The organism is Lysinibacillus sp. F12 (assembly GCF_057773605.1).
Window position 1 is genome coordinate 962,510 of sequence record NZ_JBYMLP010000002.1, and the last position, 15,529, is coordinate 978,038.

13 protein-coding genes, 1 riboswitch and 1 other annotated feature (1 of these 15 only partly in view) are annotated in these 15,529 nt (G+C 37.8%); of the genes, 4 read left to right on the forward strand and 9 right to left on the reverse strand.

What is annotated here, in order from left to right; all coding sequences use genetic code 11:
- Positions 1–193: a binding site (T-box leader), on the reverse strand; it reaches 23 nt to the left of the window's first position.
- A 68-nt stretch (positions 194–261) separates the two neighbouring features.
- The 3 genes from corA to recD2 all read right to left on the reverse strand — a co-directional run bounded on the left by corA (position 262) and on the right by recD2 (position 5,682).
- Complete coding sequence (gene corA, locus AC3CH7_RS11855; protein WP_012295396.1) at positions 262–1,227, reverse strand: magnesium/cobalt transporter CorA; 966 nt, start codon at positions 1,225–1,227, stop codon at positions 262–264.
- Between the two features lie 244 nt (positions 1,228–1,471).
- Positions 1,472–1,636, reverse strand: a riboswitch (M-box (ykoK) riboswitch).
- 57 nt (positions 1,637–1,693) lie between these two features.
- On the reverse strand, positions 1,694–3,127 hold the full coding sequence (hpaB, locus tag AC3CH7_RS11860) for a 4-hydroxyphenylacetate 3-monooxygenase, oxygenase component (RefSeq protein ID WP_488381754.1): 1,434 nt from the start codon (positions 3,125–3,127) through the stop codon (positions 1,694–1,696).
- A gap of 122 nt (positions 3,128–3,249) precedes the next feature.
- Positions 3,250–5,682, reverse strand: coding sequence for an SF1B family DNA helicase RecD2 (gene recD2, locus AC3CH7_RS11865; protein WP_031419245.1), 2,433 nt, complete (start codon positions 5,680–5,682; stop codon positions 3,250–3,252).
- A 189-nt stretch (positions 5,683–5,871) separates the two neighbouring features.
- On the opposite strand from recD2, the gene hisA reads away from it, so the two are divergent.
- The 3 genes from hisA (at position 5,872) to AC3CH7_RS11880 (ending at position 7,926) form a co-directional block, all read left to right on the forward strand.
- Positions 5,872–6,651: a phosphoribosylformimino-5-aminoimidazole carboxamide ribotide isomerase gene (gene hisA / locus AC3CH7_RS11870; protein WP_012295399.1), complete on the forward strand. Its 780-nt coding sequence runs from the start codon at positions 5,872–5,874 to the stop codon at positions 6,649–6,651.
- Entirely contained in the window at positions 6,635–6,922 is a 288-nt protein-coding gene (locus tag AC3CH7_RS11875; RefSeq protein WP_012295400.1) for a hypothetical protein, read from the forward strand. The genes hisA and AC3CH7_RS11875 overlap by 17 nt, the downstream gene beginning before the upstream one ends.
- Positions 6,923–7,188: 266 nt before the next feature.
- Complete coding sequence (locus tag AC3CH7_RS11880) at positions 7,189–7,926, forward strand: GTP pyrophosphokinase (RefSeq protein ID WP_012295401.1); 738 nt, start codon at positions 7,189–7,191, stop codon at positions 7,924–7,926.
- A 96-nt stretch (positions 7,927–8,022) separates the two neighbouring features.
- On the opposite strand, the gene AC3CH7_RS11885 is transcribed toward AC3CH7_RS11880, so the two are convergent.
- From AC3CH7_RS11885 to cymR, 5 genes are all read right to left on the reverse strand, one after another.
- Positions 8,023–9,465: an MDR family MFS transporter gene (locus tag AC3CH7_RS11885; protein ID WP_447402464.1), complete on the reverse strand. Its 1,443-nt coding sequence runs from the start codon at positions 9,463–9,465 to the stop codon at positions 8,023–8,025.
- Between the two features lie 193 nt (positions 9,466–9,658).
- Positions 9,659–10,318: a tetratricopeptide repeat protein gene (locus AC3CH7_RS11890; RefSeq protein ID WP_012295403.1), complete on the reverse strand. Its 660-nt coding sequence runs from the start codon at positions 10,316–10,318 to the stop codon at positions 9,659–9,661.
- Between the two features lie 74 nt (positions 10,319–10,392).
- Complete coding sequence (mnmA, locus tag AC3CH7_RS11895; protein WP_012295404.1) at positions 10,393–11,517, reverse strand: tRNA 2-thiouridine(34) synthase MnmA; 1,125 nt, start codon at positions 11,515–11,517, stop codon at positions 10,393–10,395.
- Between the two features lie 75 nt (positions 11,518–11,592).
- The gene (locus tag AC3CH7_RS11900) at positions 11,593–12,741 is read right to left on the reverse strand and encodes a cysteine desulfurase family protein (protein WP_031419253.1); all 1,149 of its coding nucleotides are present in this window, start codon (positions 12,739–12,741) and stop codon (positions 11,593–11,595) included.
- 147 nt (positions 12,742–12,888) lie between these two features.
- Positions 12,889–13,308 carry a cysteine metabolism transcriptional regulator CymR gene (gene cymR, locus AC3CH7_RS11905; RefSeq protein ID WP_008181126.1) on the reverse strand — a complete coding sequence of 140 codons (420 nt, stop codon included), beginning with the start codon at positions 13,306–13,308 and terminating at the stop codon, positions 12,889–12,891.
- 205 nt (positions 13,309–13,513) lie between these two features.
- On the opposite strand from cymR, the gene AC3CH7_RS11910 reads away from it, so the two are divergent.
- Positions 13,514–14,803: a replication-associated recombination protein A gene (locus AC3CH7_RS11910; RefSeq protein WP_036164345.1), complete on the forward strand. Its 1,290-nt coding sequence runs from the start codon at positions 13,514–13,516 to the stop codon at positions 14,801–14,803.
- 201 nt (positions 14,804–15,004) lie between these two features.
- Here AC3CH7_RS11910 and AC3CH7_RS11915 read toward each other — a convergent pair whose 3' ends face one another.
- On the reverse strand, positions 15,005–15,523 hold the full coding sequence (locus tag AC3CH7_RS11915) for a hypothetical protein (protein WP_012295406.1): 519 nt from the start codon (positions 15,521–15,523) through the stop codon (positions 15,005–15,007).
- Positions 15,524–15,529 lie beyond the last annotated feature (6 nt).

Sequence of the window (15,529 nt, forward strand, 5' to 3'; positions counted from 1 at the left end):
TGTCTCGCGGTACCACCCTAGTTGTAAGTAAAAGCTCTTACTTACCTCTTTAGCACTTGTAACGTCAGTGAACGGCAGGGATTAACTGCACTCCGGAGTAGCTTTCGGCATTTGCACTGTGAGGATTTTTCCAGCCTAGAAATCCCTTTCTACTACACGTGCAATTACGTACTTTTTCCATCATCGTGTTTACTTTTTCTAACGAAAATTATAAGAAAAATATATTCACCTGTCAATTAGCACTCGTATGACTAATTATAACTAGGCAATCATTTTTCTGAAGTATGCCCACATTCCCCATGTAAATAACACTAAAAAGGCACTTAGTGCAATTGTTGTAATAGGTGAATCCTGATAAGGTAAAGGTACATTCATGCCAAAGAAGCTAGTAATAACAGTTAACGGTAGCATAATTGTGGAAATAACGGTTAACAGGTTCAGCTTTTCAATAGACTTGCCGCTAATAATGGAGTAATACGTATCTAGCGTGCTGTTGACTAAATCTCTATACGTTTCAGTGGAGTCGACAATCCGTTCAAGATGATCATTTAAATCCTTATAGAAGGGGATATTTTCCTCTTGTACATCAAATTTCCATTGACCATTAATGGTAGAAAAAATTCTTCGCTGTGGCATGATGGCCTGACGAATTAAAATAATTGTTCGTTTTAATGAAAGGAATTCCTCTGTTACTACTTTCGGTTGATAATCATAAACCTCTTGTTCTAGCTCATCAATCCGTGCTCGAATTCGTTCTAATACAGGGAAATACTCATCTGTTATTCCATCAATGATGGTATGCAATAAAAAGTCAGTGCCTTTTTCCAAATATTTAGGACTATTTAAACAAACTTTTTCTATCTGGCCTAGCCATTGTAATTTTTGTTTATGGACTGTAACAATATAATTTGGTCCCATAAAAATATTCAACTCGACCGTTGAAATTTCATTGTTACTTTTTTCATTATAGATAGGTGCATGGAAAACGAAAAATTTATAATCCCCATAACTATCCATTTTTGGGCGTGAGCCTTCATGTAAGCAATCTTCCACTGCTAGTGGATGAAAGCCAAATACATCTGCTATATTATTTAATTCATTATGACTATACGCATATAAATCTACCCATAGTAAATCCTCGCTATGAATGGGAAGTCGTAAATCATTCATATTGAAATCGTGTTGAACTGTTTTGCTATTGTGATTGAAATAGTGAATTTTAATCATGATACTTCACCTCGTGTTTTATTATAAAAAGTAACAAAAGGTCATCTTTTCAAACCTTCTGTCTGTGCCGGCGATAAGAAACGACGGCTGTCTCCATAAATGCTGACTACCTACCCCATGCTTACTCGGTTCAGGACTACTATCCATTTCTCATCACCTTCCTTTCATAACAAAAACACGCCTTCTACGAATGAAGGCGTGTTGAATACACATATCAAAAAATAGCAAAAAAACTTTGCCTATTTGTTACCTTCAAACGTTGAGTTTTAGCACTATGCGGCATAGGAAATTGCCCAGCTACGTTAAAAAACACCTTATTTCGATGATTTCTGTTGACCCATTGGCGTCTCTCGACATTTTTGGGTAGTAGCGTATCTCCACATAGGAGCCTCACCTAACGAAGGGAGTCTTATTTTTTTGTTCCTGTAAATAATAACGGATAGTTTCATAACTGTCAAACTTTCTATCAATCATTTTTCAAAAAGTCTTCTACTCTTTTCACTAAATGATCGCGTTTATACGATTGATAGAGTAGGCTTGACAGACGAACAGGATCTCCAAAGAAAAATCGTTCATATAGTGTTTGCCTTGTGCCGAAATTACTCATCGTTAAATCCCAAGCTAAACGGAACTTTTTAACTCGTTCTTCCCCTTTGTCTTGAAATGATTGCAGATAATGATCAAGATCCCCATCATCTGTGGCAAAAGCTTTTTCACTCGGTATGGACATTAATCCACTTGCTCCCAATAGCTGGATGATATCTGTAAAGGTAGGATATACTTTCGGGAAAATATGAATAGCAACCTGTAATGTCGATAGGTCTGGTCGTATAAAGCCGAAGGAATCCCTTTGTGCCTCAATTTCTGATTTTAATTGCAGTGCTTTCATCGTTTCTAATGCTACGATGACATCTACCACTTTTTGATGGACATGTTGGTAATCCCCAATATTTATGGTATCTACAATCGTTTGTACAATCCCTAGGATAAATTCTGTTTTAGCAATTTGACGTGATAGCACATGATGCAAAGTATACGATTGGAAGCCACTAACATTCATAAATTGATTGGCTACTTCAACATTTTCGTAATAAAATACCCGCTCCCACGGAACCACTACATCATCAAAAACAACAATCGCATCCATTTCTTCAAAACGTGCACTTAAAGGATAATCAAACCTAGAATCTCCTCCGACAAAAGATTGCCGACATAAAAACTTTAAGCCCTTTGTGTTACTCGGTATAGAAAAGCCAAAACCTTTTCCTTCATCAAAGCCATTTGTGGATAGAACAAGAAGTTCATCCGTTATTCCTCCCTGAGTGGCTAGTAACCTAGCTCCTTTAATGACTAAGCCTTCGCCCGTTTTTGCAACAATTTTGGCAGCTATTGTTACTTCTTCATCCTCATAGTAATAACGTTTACGGTTTACTTGCGGCTCTATAAACGTATGTGTCATGGAAATATCATTCTCACGGGCATATTCATAAAACTTCTGCAAATGGTCTGGAAAACAATTTGGCTTATCTTTCAAAAAGTTCGATGCTGATGCCAAAGCCATCAATGTCGTATTCATGTAGTCAGGACTTCTTCCCATCAAACCGTTTGTTTGTAAAGCCCATTCTCTTGCGGCCATACGTCTTTTTACGAGATCCTCGGGACTCAATACTTGAAGGAAAGACATGCCGACTCTCTGTTTGCTAGTTGGCGATTCATATGTCATTTTTTCAAGGTATGATTCTTGATGCTGTAAATCAAAAAGCTTTGCCTGACTTTGCATGATTCCCTTAAATGCAGGATGTTCTGACACCTTGCCCGTCACCACTTCCCCATCAATTGAAATATACGTGTTTAAAGCATCGATACGTTCAATATACTGCTGTCCTGTCATTATTGGCATGTTGTCACTCCTAAACATTTCCTATGTTTTTGTACTTATGTAGTATATGAAATGTCCAAATATTAGGTGACGACAGCACAGTAGAAAAACCCGATTAGCGAGAATCTAATCGGGTACAATCTTTACATCTCCAAAAAATCATAGGGGGAGACATCATCCATCCCAATCATTGGATGAATATAAGGAGCTGTTTCAACTGTTAATTTATGGTCCTCGATAGCTATTTCTTGCACAGCCTCTTGTTTTACTGGAACTGCCTCAACCTCAACCATTACTTCGTCGACATCCATTGGATTTAATCGAGCACGCAACGAAGTAAAACGCTGTAAATCATCTGTCCGCTGCAAGCCATCTGCTAGAACGTCTGGTTCCCCACATAAAATTAAAAAGTTTTTCGCTCTTGTAATACCTGTGTATAAAAGATTCCGCCGCAGCATTTTCGAATACCCTTTGACAACAGGCATAATGACGGTTTGAAACTCTGAACCTTGAGATTTATGAATGGAGCAGCAATAAGCAAGTGTCAATTGATTGAGGTCACTGCGTTGATAGGTCACTTCAATGCCATCAAAGGATACAATTAGTAAATCTTGTTTTTCTACTGTCTCCTTTGCCTTAATAATACTAATGACCTCTCCCATATCCCCATTAAAAACATTACTTTCAGGCTGATTGACTAGCTGCAGAACTTTATCCTTTATCCGATACGTTACGTCCCCAAAGACAAGTTCCTTTCGTGTCCCTGTATCATTAGGATTAATAAGCTCTTGAATCATCTTATTTAAATTATCAATGCCAGCGGGACCTTTATACATCGGTGCTAACACCTGAATATTACGAATTTCTTGCCCTTTAGCAACGGCACTTTTTACTACCTGTGTCACAACATTTCCAATCTGATCGACGGAAGATTTAATAAACGAGCGATCAGTAGTTTTCGATGTTAAATCTTGCGGAATGGTTCCTTTTTTTATTTGATGGGCTAATTCAATAATGGTAGAACCCTCTGCTTGTCGGTAAACATCTGTCAATTCCACCGTTGGGAGTTGCTTGGATGCTAATAAATCCTTTAATACCTGTCCTGGTCCTACAGGCGGTAATTGGTCCTGGTCCCCTACAAAGACAACCTGTACATCCTCATGTAAAGCTTTTAATAACTGATGAGCAAGCCAAGTATCCACCATGGACATTTCATCTACAATAATAAGCTTACCTGTTACCTCCCGTTCAGTCTCTTCTTCTTTTTCTTGACCTGTAAAGCCGAGTAAACGATGAATGGTCATAGCTGGTAGTTCAGTCGATTCAGCTAAGCGCTTGGCAGCTCGCCCAGTGGGTGCACAAAGGATAATGGGAAAAGGCTCCTCTTTTTGAGCATATTCTTTTGGATTCAATGATAAACCATGAAGCTTCGCATACACCTCAACAACCCCACGTACAACAGTCGTTTTACCCGTACCAGGTCCACCTGTTAAAATCATTACAGCTGAATTTAAAGCCTGTTCAATAGCATTTGCTTGTGTTTCAGCATATGTCACCTGGAGTAGTTCCTCAGTTTCACCAATCGCTTTACGAATCTCATCTTTGCTAAAATGTTCAGTCTTGCTATTTCGTTCAACAAGCGTCAATATTTTGGAGGCAATTCCTACCTCAGAAAAATAAAGTGAAGGCAAATATAACCTTGTTTCTTCTCCGCAAACTTTTCCATCTTCCCGTAGCTCAATACATGCTTTTGAGATGTCTTCAAACGGAATTTCCTGACGTTGACTTTGTTCAAGCATTTCCTTTACAAGTGGTAGTACATGCTCCGCGTCTAAATATACATGCCCGTCAGATAATGCAGCCGTATTTAAAATATGTAAAATCGCTGCTTTGACACGATCAGGATGTTTACCGGTAATCCCTAGCTTTGCACCCAGCTCATCTGCTCGAAAGAACCCAACACCTTCCACATCTTCTATCAAGCGATATGGATTTTCTGTTAGTAATTCAACAGCCTCCGTTCGATAGGTTTGATAGATCTTCATTCCCAGCTGTGGACCAAAGCCCCATTCATTCAACTGTATCATTACCCGTTCTAAACCAAGGTTTTGCTCAATCGTCCGATGAATCACTTCTTTTTTTTCAGATGATAAACGTGGAACAGCATCCAGTGCACTCGGATCTTCTAAAATAAGGCGTAATGCATTAGCACCCAGTTTTTCAACAATGGTTTCAGCTGTTTTTCTCCCAATTCCCACAAATAGGTCACTGGATAAATAATGAATAATTCCTTGTTCAGTAGCGGGTACCTCTTTTGTAAATGTCTCGATTTGAAATTGTGCACCATATTTAGGATGCTGTTTTAATATACCTGTAAAGCGGTATTGCTCATCCATTTGTAACGGTGGAAAATAGCCAACAACAATAATTTCTTTATCTTCATATTGTAAGTTTGTCTCTTGAATTTTCACTCGAATAATGGAATACATATTTTGGGTGTTATGAAAAATAGAGACGATCGGACGTCCGAGAATAAAAAATTTATTGAGTTCAAATAAATCGAGATGATCTGTCATGTTCGGTCCGCCCTTTCTAATTGTTTTCAATCTTTTTATTTTACCATAGACATCTCAAAATATCGTTGATAAAAATATTTCCCATTCATTATTTTTACATTATTTCGACAAATGATAATTCTCTGCTTTTATCCATATTTCCATGCTATGATAAATAAGAATTAATGGCACGGAAGGATCGTGAAGTTCTTGGAATTTAGACCCTGCATCGATTTACATGAAGGCAAAGTAAAACAAATTGTTGGAAGTACTTTAGGTTATACCAATCAAACAGTCGTTGAGAATTTTATTTCTAGTTATGATTCTAGCTACTATGCACAAATGTTTGCACAGGATCACTTAACAGGTGGACACGTCATCATGCTTGGTCAGGGAAATGAAGATGCTGCTCTAGCTGCTTTAGCTGCATTTCCACAAGGGTTACAAGTTGGTGGTGGCATTACTGCTGCAAATGCCCAAAAATATATTGATGCTGGTGCCTCACACGTGATTGTCACTTCCTATATCTTCCATGATGGAAGGCTGGATTTAGAACGTTTACAACATTTAAACAAATTAATCGGTAAAGAGCATCTTGTCATTGATCTCAGCTGCAAAATGCGAGATGGTAAGTGGTATGTCGTAACTGATAAATGGACAAGATTTAGTCACTTCGAAGTCAATGCTGAAACTATTCAAGCTATCGAGAATTATTGTGATGAACTGTTAATTCACGCAGTCGATGTGGAAGGAAAAAAAGGGGGGATGCAGGAAAGATTAGTACGAGATCTTGCTGCCTGGACCTCGATTCCAACCACTTATGCAGGTGGCATTCGTTCAATAAAAGACTTAGAAAAATTTAACCAATTAGCCAATGGAAAGCTTCATATCACAATTGGGAGTGCCCTTTCTCTTTTTGGAGGAGAGCTACCCTATACAGATGTAGTGAAATATTGTAAAAGGGCGGGATCATGTGAATCTCATTTATAAAGATTATATTTTTCCATTTCAAGAAACAAATTTAGAACGAATCATTGATGGCAAATATTTCAAAGTAAATAAAAAGGATCATTCTCTTGCTATCCATGTTCAACTAGATAATGAACAAATGCTGCTTGAGTTTTCAAAATCATTAAAGGCAACTTGTGGTCTCCTACGCGATCAAGAAACAGAGCCTTATATAGGGACATATATTGATCTACAAATATTTGTGGATGAGTTTAATAAACGGTATAACTTAAATGCTGAAATTATTAGTTAACACAAAGGGAGAGTTTTCTCCCCTTTGTTTGTAACACCTCACCTTTCCTTCACCTTTATCAATTCATTTAGCCTTTTTGAAACCTTTTACCTCTTATGTAAGTTATATATGAGGTAGAAATGTTTTATCCTTATGAAAAACTATCTAACATTTAAACCTCACCAATAATTGGCTGCTATTTTATTGAGATGAATGACAATTCTACATAGAATAAGAAGTAGAACATAAAAAAGTGGACACATCATAGAGGAAAGGATTATTAAAATATGAAAACCGAACTCGAAGTAAGCTCTTTAAAATCATTTCAAACTGAGTTAACACGCTTCTTTTTAGCCTATAAATTTGCTTTACAGGAAGTGGAAACGAAAATTAATATTTTGCAAGAAGAATTTAAGCTTATTCATGAATATAATCCCATCGAGCATATCTCCACACGAGTAAAATCACCGAAAAGTATTTTAACAAAGATGTTAAAAAAGGAACTTCCTCCAACGATGGAAGACGTACGCGAAAACATTCGTGATATTGCAGGTGCTCGTATTACTTGTTCATTTGTCGAAGATATTTATAAAGTCAGTGCCATGTTGCAGGCACAGCACGACATTGAGGTTGTAGAGGTGAAGGATTATATTGCTAGTCCTAAAGACAATGGCTATCAAAGCTTACACCTTATTATAAAAATCCCTATTTTCATGTCAGACCATATGGAGAAGGTATATACAGAAATACAAATCAGGACCATTGCGATGGACTTCTGGGCCAGTTTGGAACATAAAATTTATTATAAATATAATAAAGAAGTACCAGAGCATATTCGTATTGAATTAAAAGAAGCCGCACTACAAGCTGCAGAGCTAGATCGAAAAATGGAGCGGTTAAATAAGGAGATCAATATATTAAAGGAAAATGAGGCCGAGCCCACTTTATTAGATAGTACGCCTATATCGCAGCTAGCTAAATATTTTGCGCAACTTCCCAACCTTAATAATATTAATAATAATTAAACACATTCAGATTTTATTGAACAAAAAAATCCACCTATCTTCTAGCATAGACTACAAACGTGTCTGCCTGAAAGTGAAGTGGATTTTCGTTCATTTTTAAGCCTTGTCTTTTAATTTCGTCACAATAAAGAAAGATAAAATAAGAGCACAAATGGCAAAAACTAAGGTTGTTATATATACATAGCTTACACCATTAGCAATGGTTCCCTTTAAAAAGCTTATTTCTTCTAAACTAAAGCCACCTTTTGCAAATTCACCATTTAGCTGAATTTCCCCTTTACCTAATGAGGCCATTTTCTCATTTGTCGCAAGGTTAAAGATCATCCCAAATAGGGCTGCACCAACCGCTTGACTAAATGTATTGGTGAAGGAATTGAGGCCAATTGAAATACCCAGTTGCTTAGGATGAGCGACCTTTTGAATAGAAATCATTAACATCGGCATGATAAAGCCCATACCAAGCCCGATTAATGAAGAGCCAAGATATACACTTATATCACTAGAGCCTGAAGATAATCTAGCAAGCATAATGGTTCCTATAACTAATAAAATCGTCCCCATTTGGATAATTCGTTTATTTGTTAAACGTCCGATTAAATAGCCTGCTGCAATAGAATTCATTGTCCAAAAAATAGACATGGGTGTTAGAAGAAGACCAGCTTGTGTGGCATTTTTACCAAGAACACTTTGCGCATATATCGGAATATAGACTGTCACACCAATAACGATCGACATAGTACTTAACGTTAGTGAATTAATCACCATAAGGCGACCATTTTTAAACAATGTTAACGGAATAATCGGCTCCTCTGCACGTAGCTCCACCCATACAAACACGCTTAAAAATATAGCTGCAACAGCATACATGATGAGCGATTGATTCGATAACCACGCTTGTGTTTTACTATTTTCGATAATTACATATAATAACGAAACCATTCCGATCGTAAATAGGCCAGCACCTAAATAATCAATTTTCCGCTTCACTGCCTCTAGCTGTTCTTTATAGTGTTTAACAATTAGATAAATAGAAGCTAACCCAAATGGTACATTAATGAAAAATATAAAGTGCCATGATACTTGGTCAACAATAAAACCTCCAAATAGTGGACCAACCACGCCTGATACGCCCCATACCATGCTTAAATAGCTTTGTCCTTTAGCACGTGCCTTTTCAGTCGTAAATAGCTCACCAACCATTGTTAATGTAATTGGTAAAATTGAGCCTGCACCTATCCCTTGGATTGCACGAAAGACAATTAATTGTTCCATTGATTGTGCTAACCCACATAACATGGAACCCATTAAAAATATAATGATTCCCGTAATAATCATCCGTTTGCGCCCAAATAAATCAGCTAGCTTACCAAAAATAATCGCAGCGATAGCAGATGCTAATAAGTAAGCGGAATAAATCCAGCTTATTAAGTCTACGCCTAATAAATCTGCCGTTATACTTGGAATAGCTGTACTAACAATCGTCCCTTCAATTGCCGCAAGCGCTGTTACAAGTAATAGTGCTATAAATACTTTATTCATCGTGTCATCCATTCCTTTCCTGCATGACATACACTAACAAATTTAACCTTAAAATAAAAGAGGATGGGATACATTTTACAAAAAATATTGAGTAATCATAAGAATTTGATCCACATTCTTTCTATCAACACCCCACTATAAACTACATAAAAAAGCAGCAAGTTCATCCAATCACACTTGCTGCTTTTATCTATTAGTTAAATCGCTGAGCAATCATATCATAAATATAACGTGCTTGATCGTATTCCGGCTGTAAGGTAAAGGCCTGTTTTAAATGATACATGGCATCTTCTGTTTGCTCTGTAGACACTGCATACAATACCCCTAAATTATAGTGAGCATCTGCATTATTCCAGTCCTGTTCAATTAAAAGATCCAGTTCCTTCTTCCCTTGCTCAAACATTTCTAGTGCGCATAGCACGATTGCATAGGCTAAACGAATCTGTGTGTCTTCGGGAGCAATTTCCACGGCTCTTTGTAAATAAGGCAATGCTAATTTTGAATTTTCCATACGCTCAAAGCATTTCCCCATCATATAATACACATCTGCGCCTTCAATATGATGCTTAAGTGCTTGTTCATAAAGTTTTACAGCCTCTGCATAGCGTTCTGCATTATAATAGAGGTTTGCTAAGCCATAATAAGCTGTAGCCGCTGTCTCATCCACGGTAATAGCCTTTTGGAAAAAACGCTCTGCACGTTCTGTATCCTCTAAGACTGCTAATAAATTGCCAAAGTTTACATAACCAATAGCATTTTCAGGTTCCGCTTCTATCGCCTTTGTAAATAGTTGTGCAGCCTCTTCATAACGTTTATCTTGAAACGCTTGAATGCCCTGTTCATTATAATTCATTATTTGTCCACCTCTATGTAGCGAAAGACTGCTTCCATGAAGCCACATGGCAATAAAAGCAGTCTTAGCGCAAGTTATCCAACATATGTTAGTTTTTCATTACTTTTAAAGACTTCATCAATTGTTCCGCCGCCAATACATTCTTCTCCATCATAAAGAACCACCGCTTGTCCTGGAGTGATAGCACGAACAGGCTCTGCAAATGTAATATGAGTACGGCCATCTGCTAATAGTTCAACTTCTACTGGTGTATCAGTTTGACGATAGCGGAATTTCGCTGTACAAGAAAATTTCCCAGGCAATTTTTTTGTCGAAGTATAGTTCATTTTTACAGCAGATAATGAAGTAGAATATAGATGCTCATTGTCAAAACCCTGTCCAACAAGAAGAACATTACGCTCTAAATCTTTCCCTAACACAAACCAAGGTTCACCGTCTCCACCAATACCAAGACCATGTCGTTGCCCAAGTGTATAATACATTAAACCGTCATGTTTTCCCATGACAACGCCATCCATCGTCTCCATATTACCAGGTTGGGCTGGTAAAAATTGACTTAAAAATTCTTTAAAATTACGTTCTCCTATGAAACAAATCCCCGTTGAATCTTTTTTCTTCGCTGTTGCCAATCCTGCTTCTTCTGCAATTTTACGCACTTCTTTTTTCTCAATATCGCCAATTGGGAACATTACATGGGCCAATTGCTCCTGTGATAGTTGATTTAAAAAGTATGTTTGATCTTTATTATTATCCACACCACGTAACATTTTTACTTCTCCGTCACCACTACGATCGATACGTGCATAGTGACCTGTCGCTAAATAATCAGCGCCCAGGCTCATCGCATGCTCTAAAAATGCTTTAAATTTAATTTCTTTGTTGCACATGACATCTGGATTTGGTGTACGTCCTGCTTTATATTCTTCTAAAAAATATGTGAAAACTTTATCCCAGTACTGTTTCTCAAAATTTACAGCATAATAGGGAATGCCGATTTGATTACATACTTTTATGACATCATCATAATCTTCTGTTGCTGTACAAACACCATTTTCGTCAGTATCATCCCAGTTTTTCATAAAGATCCCGATTACTTCGTAACCTTGTTGTTTTAACAAGTACGCAGCCACCGACGAATCTACCCCACCAGACATGCCGACAACAACGCGAATTTGAGAGGGGTCACGTGTTTCTTTCATTGTGGTCACCTTTTCTTTTATCTATTTACAGTTAATGCTTCATCAATTGTAGAAACCTAACATGTTCTTCACAAATTATCTTTTTGCTAGTCTTTTCACTATTTGTGCTGTTTTTTCAGCTGCGTCACGTATATCTTTTTCTGTTAAATCCTGACCAAAGCTAAATCGTATAGAGTTTCGTAATTCCTCTGTACCTTGTCCAAACATGGCTACTAACACATGTGATGGATCAATCGACCCAGCGGTACATGCAGAACCACTAGATACACAGATTCCTGCCATATCAAGATTTACTAAAAATGATTCTACTTCCATGCCCTCAAAGCTAATATTTAAAACATGTGGCAATGACTGCTCTTCATCACCATTAATATGGAACGCTAAATTTTCCTGTGAAAATACATCAAGCATAATTTGCTTAAAGTGATTGTATAGTGAACGCTTTTCTTCACGCAACTGATTTGCAACTTGCACAGCTGTCGCAAAGCCAATAATTGCTGGTATATTTTCAGTTCCTGCACGACGTTTTTTCTCTTGTGCACCACCTAAGGCATAATTAGCTAAAGGTGTTCCAGCCTTTTGGAAAAGGAACCCAATTCCTTTAGGCCCATTAATTTTATGAGCTGATACACTCAATAAATCTACCTTTAATTGACCCACATCAATTTGTTCTAAACCATATGCCTGAACTGCATCTGTATGGAAAGTAGCTTGATGCCCTTGCAATAGCTCACCAATTTCAGCAATAGGCTGAATCGTACCGACTTCATTATTCCCATACATAATTGTTACTAAAATCGTATCATCACGAAGTGCTTTTTGGACGTCCTCAACAGCTACACGTCCTGTCTTATCCACAGGTAAATAAGTCACATCAAAGCCGTCTCGTTCAAGTTTTTCACATGTATGTAACACTGCATGATGCTCTACTTGTGTTGTAATGATGTGCTTTCCCTCTTTAGCTCGTGCATAGACAGTGCCCAGAATTGCCGTATTATCCGCTTCAGTACCACCACTTGTAAAGATTATTTCTCCCGCCTGAGCACCGATAGATTTGGCTAATATGTCGCGAGCATCATCAAGATATTTGCGCGCTTCTCGACCTGCCCCATGGATACTGGATGCGTTGCCAAATACCTGTTGCATGGCAGTCGTCATCGCTTCTATAACTTGGCCATTCATCGGTGATGTGGCCGCATGATCGAGATAGATATATGAATTCATGTTGAAAACTCCTTTTTAATAAAAAACGCTGGAACCCTCATTTATCATAAGTTTATGAAAAACATTCCGTGTGCACAAACAGTTTCACCATTTATGTTTCAACTCAACTATGATACGTATGGGAAGCAGCGCTTTAGCTTAAACATTTTAAATATAGAACATATAGCCTTCCGCTACATTTTCTTCTGTGTATTGTGCTAAATCTTCAATTGTTGTTGTATCTAACACATTTTTTACTGCGTCACGAATGCGCAACCATAACTCTCGTTGTGGTGCTTCCTCGTTTTCAATGCCCTCTACTGGTTGAATTGGCCCCTCTAGTACACTAATAACATGGGCTGCAGAAATTTCGCTCGGTGGATTTGCTAGCATATAACCACCATAAGCGCCACGTACACTTTTTACTAAGCCTGAATTACGAAGCGGTGACACTAATTGCTCTAAATACGCCTCTGAAAGCTCCTTTTCGGCAGCAATTTTACGTAAAGGAATAGGACCCTCTCCGTAATGCTTTGCTAATTCAATCATAATCGTAAGCCCATAACGGCCCTTTGTTGAAATTTTCATTTTATCACCCTCAATTAGTCTAGTCAAAATTACTACCAACAGTATATCATAATCTCCTCTTGATGAACTCGGAAATACACCTAGAAGGATATGATATACTAAATAATGCGATTCAACATTGTTCAGTGATCCACTATCCGCACTGTATTTTAGTGCAAATAAATGGATGAATGTAAAATGACACCGACTGAAAGGGGGATTTATATTGCACAATGAACCACTTGCTTTTCGAATGCGCCCTTTAACACTTGATGAAATTGTAGGTCATCAGGACTTTATTGGTCCAAACACAGCTCTATATAAAATGATTCAAAATGAACATGTCCCTTCCATGTTGCTTTACGGAGAACCTGGCATAGGCAAAACCTCGATTGCAAATGCAATTGCTGGAAGCTCTCAGCTCCCTTTCTTCGCACTTAACGCGACACGAGCTGGTAAAAAAGATGTGGAAGATATTGTCCAGGAAGCTAGAATCTCAGGGAAAGTTCTACTTTTTTTAGATGAAATTCATCGCTTCAATAAATTACAACAAGACACTTTGCTACCGCATGTTGAAAACGGCTCGATTGTGTTAATCGGTGCAACAACAGAAAATCCTTACCACGATGTCAATCCAGCTATTCGTTCTCGCTGTGGTGAGATATATCAACTAAAACGATTAACCAAGGAAAATCTAATGGAGCTTGTAGAAAAAGCACTTGCAGATGAAAGGCGGGGCTTAGGTAAATATCATTTTATCTTAACAGATTCACAAATTGAGCGTATTGCAGAAGCAGCTAATGGCGATGCACGAAAGGCATTGACTTTGCTAGAATCTATTTATTATGCAAGTGATGAAGTGGAAGGGCAAACGATTGCAGCCGATCATATTATTGATCACCTGATTAGCCGAATTGGTGTTTATGGTGATAAAAAGGGCTCCCATTTTTATAATCTACTTTCTGCCTTGCAGAAGTCTGTCCGTGGCAGTGATACCAATGCCGCACTATATTATTTAGCACATTTATTAGAAACTGGTGATTTAGTGGCTGTCAGCAGACGATTGCTTGTCATGGCGTATGAAGATATTGGCCTTGCTAATCCTGAGGTAGGTCCTCATATGCTAGCCGCAGTTCAGGCAGCAGAACGTCTTGGATTACCAGAGGCACGTATCCCACTTGCAAGTGCCGTTATTGAGATGTGTTTAGCATCAAAATCTAATTCAGCTATTCTGGCAATCGATGAAGCGATAAAGGCGATTCATGATGGCAAAACGGGGGGTATCCCTCATCATTTGCGTGATGCTCATTATGCAGGGGCAAAAGATTTAGGTCATGTTGGGTATCAGTATCCTCATAACACACCCATCGGAACATTCGGTGGCTGGGTAGACCAACAATACTTACCCGATGAGCTTGTTGGGACCGAGTTTTATAAACCTGTTGTTGCAGGTGAGGAAAAACGCATGGCTAGTATCTACGAAAAGCTTAAATCTTTTCATCAAAATAAAAAATAGTTTTCCAGAGCAAAGTCCTTCCTTCTATCTTTAGAAGCGACTTTGCTTTTTTAAATACAAAAAAAGAACCCACGAAACTTGAATGGGCAAATACATCCATTTTTCAACACGTACCGTTGTTGAAAACTAGAAATAATTACAAAAGTTCACGTAGATTCTTATCTATAGTCTATTTTCAGAAAATAGACTTTCTTTAATTGTCTAGATATTCAATTCATGATCAACAAATAATTTAAACTGTTGTAGACATTTCTTTACATCACCCTTTTGTACGAGCACTTCATTACGCAAAGTAGTCACTTTTTCTTTATCCTCTACTACTTCAGCCATGAGGGTAAAAATATCTGTCAATAATTGCTCATTTTCCTCTTGATCGATGCTAGGCAAAGAAGAGGCCGCAATATGTAATAACTTCTCCACTTTATTAGGCGTCTTTTGTAAAGCATTAGATGAATAGAACGTTGAAGCAGCTAAAAAATAGCATAGCTTGGCACTACAGTCGATAAACAAATGCCAATACGTATTTGCACTAGGGATTTCCCCTGACCGATTATCGATATATTCCTTATAAAAAGTTGTCACTTGTGTATATAAAGGATTCAATTCTCGCATCGCTTTCGGATAATTATCAGATGTGTCTAAGTAATCAAATACAATGGCATTCATTTTCTCTTGAAGCTTGACAATATCTAAATGATCTCGAATAATTTGAATTTCCATTTTCCC

What these genes read in the sequence shown, in the direction of transcription:
- corA (WP_012295396.1), bottom strand. Translation starts at nt 1,227, where the DNA reads ATGATTAAAATTCACTATTTCAATCACAATAGCAAAACAGTTCAACAC.
- hpaB (WP_488381754.1), bottom strand. Translation starts at nt 3,127, where the DNA reads ATGCCAATAATGACAGGACAGCAGTATATTGAACGTATCGATGCTTTA.
- recD2 (WP_031419245.1), bottom strand. Translation starts at nt 5,682, where the DNA reads ATGACAGATCATCTCGATTTATTTGAACTCAATAAATTTTTTATTCTC.
- AC3CH7_RS11880 (WP_012295401.1), top strand. Translation starts at nt 7,189, where the DNA reads ATGAAAACCGAACTCGAAGTAAGCTCTTTAAAATCATTTCAAACTGAG.
- AC3CH7_RS11885 (WP_447402464.1), bottom strand. Translation starts at nt 9,465, where the DNA reads ATGAATAAAGTATTTATAGCACTATTACTTGTAACAGCGCTTGCGGCA.
- AC3CH7_RS11890 (WP_012295403.1), bottom strand. Translation starts at nt 10,318, where the DNA reads ATGAATTATAATGAACAGGGCATTCAAGCGTTTCAAGATAAACGTTAT.
- mnmA (WP_012295404.1), bottom strand. Translation starts at nt 11,517, where the DNA reads ATGAAAGAAACACGTGACCCCTCTCAAATTCGCGTTGTTGTCGGCATG.
- AC3CH7_RS11900 (WP_031419253.1), bottom strand. Translation starts at nt 12,741, where the DNA reads ATGAATTCATATATCTATCTCGATCATGCGGCCACATCACCGATGAAT.
- cymR (WP_008181126.1), bottom strand. Translation starts at nt 13,308, where the DNA reads ATGAAAATTTCAACAAAGGGCCGTTATGGGCTTACGATTATGATTGAA.
- AC3CH7_RS11915 (WP_012295406.1), bottom strand. Translation starts at nt 15,523, where the DNA reads ATGGAAATTCAAATTATTCGAGATCATTTAGATATTGTCAAGCTTCAA.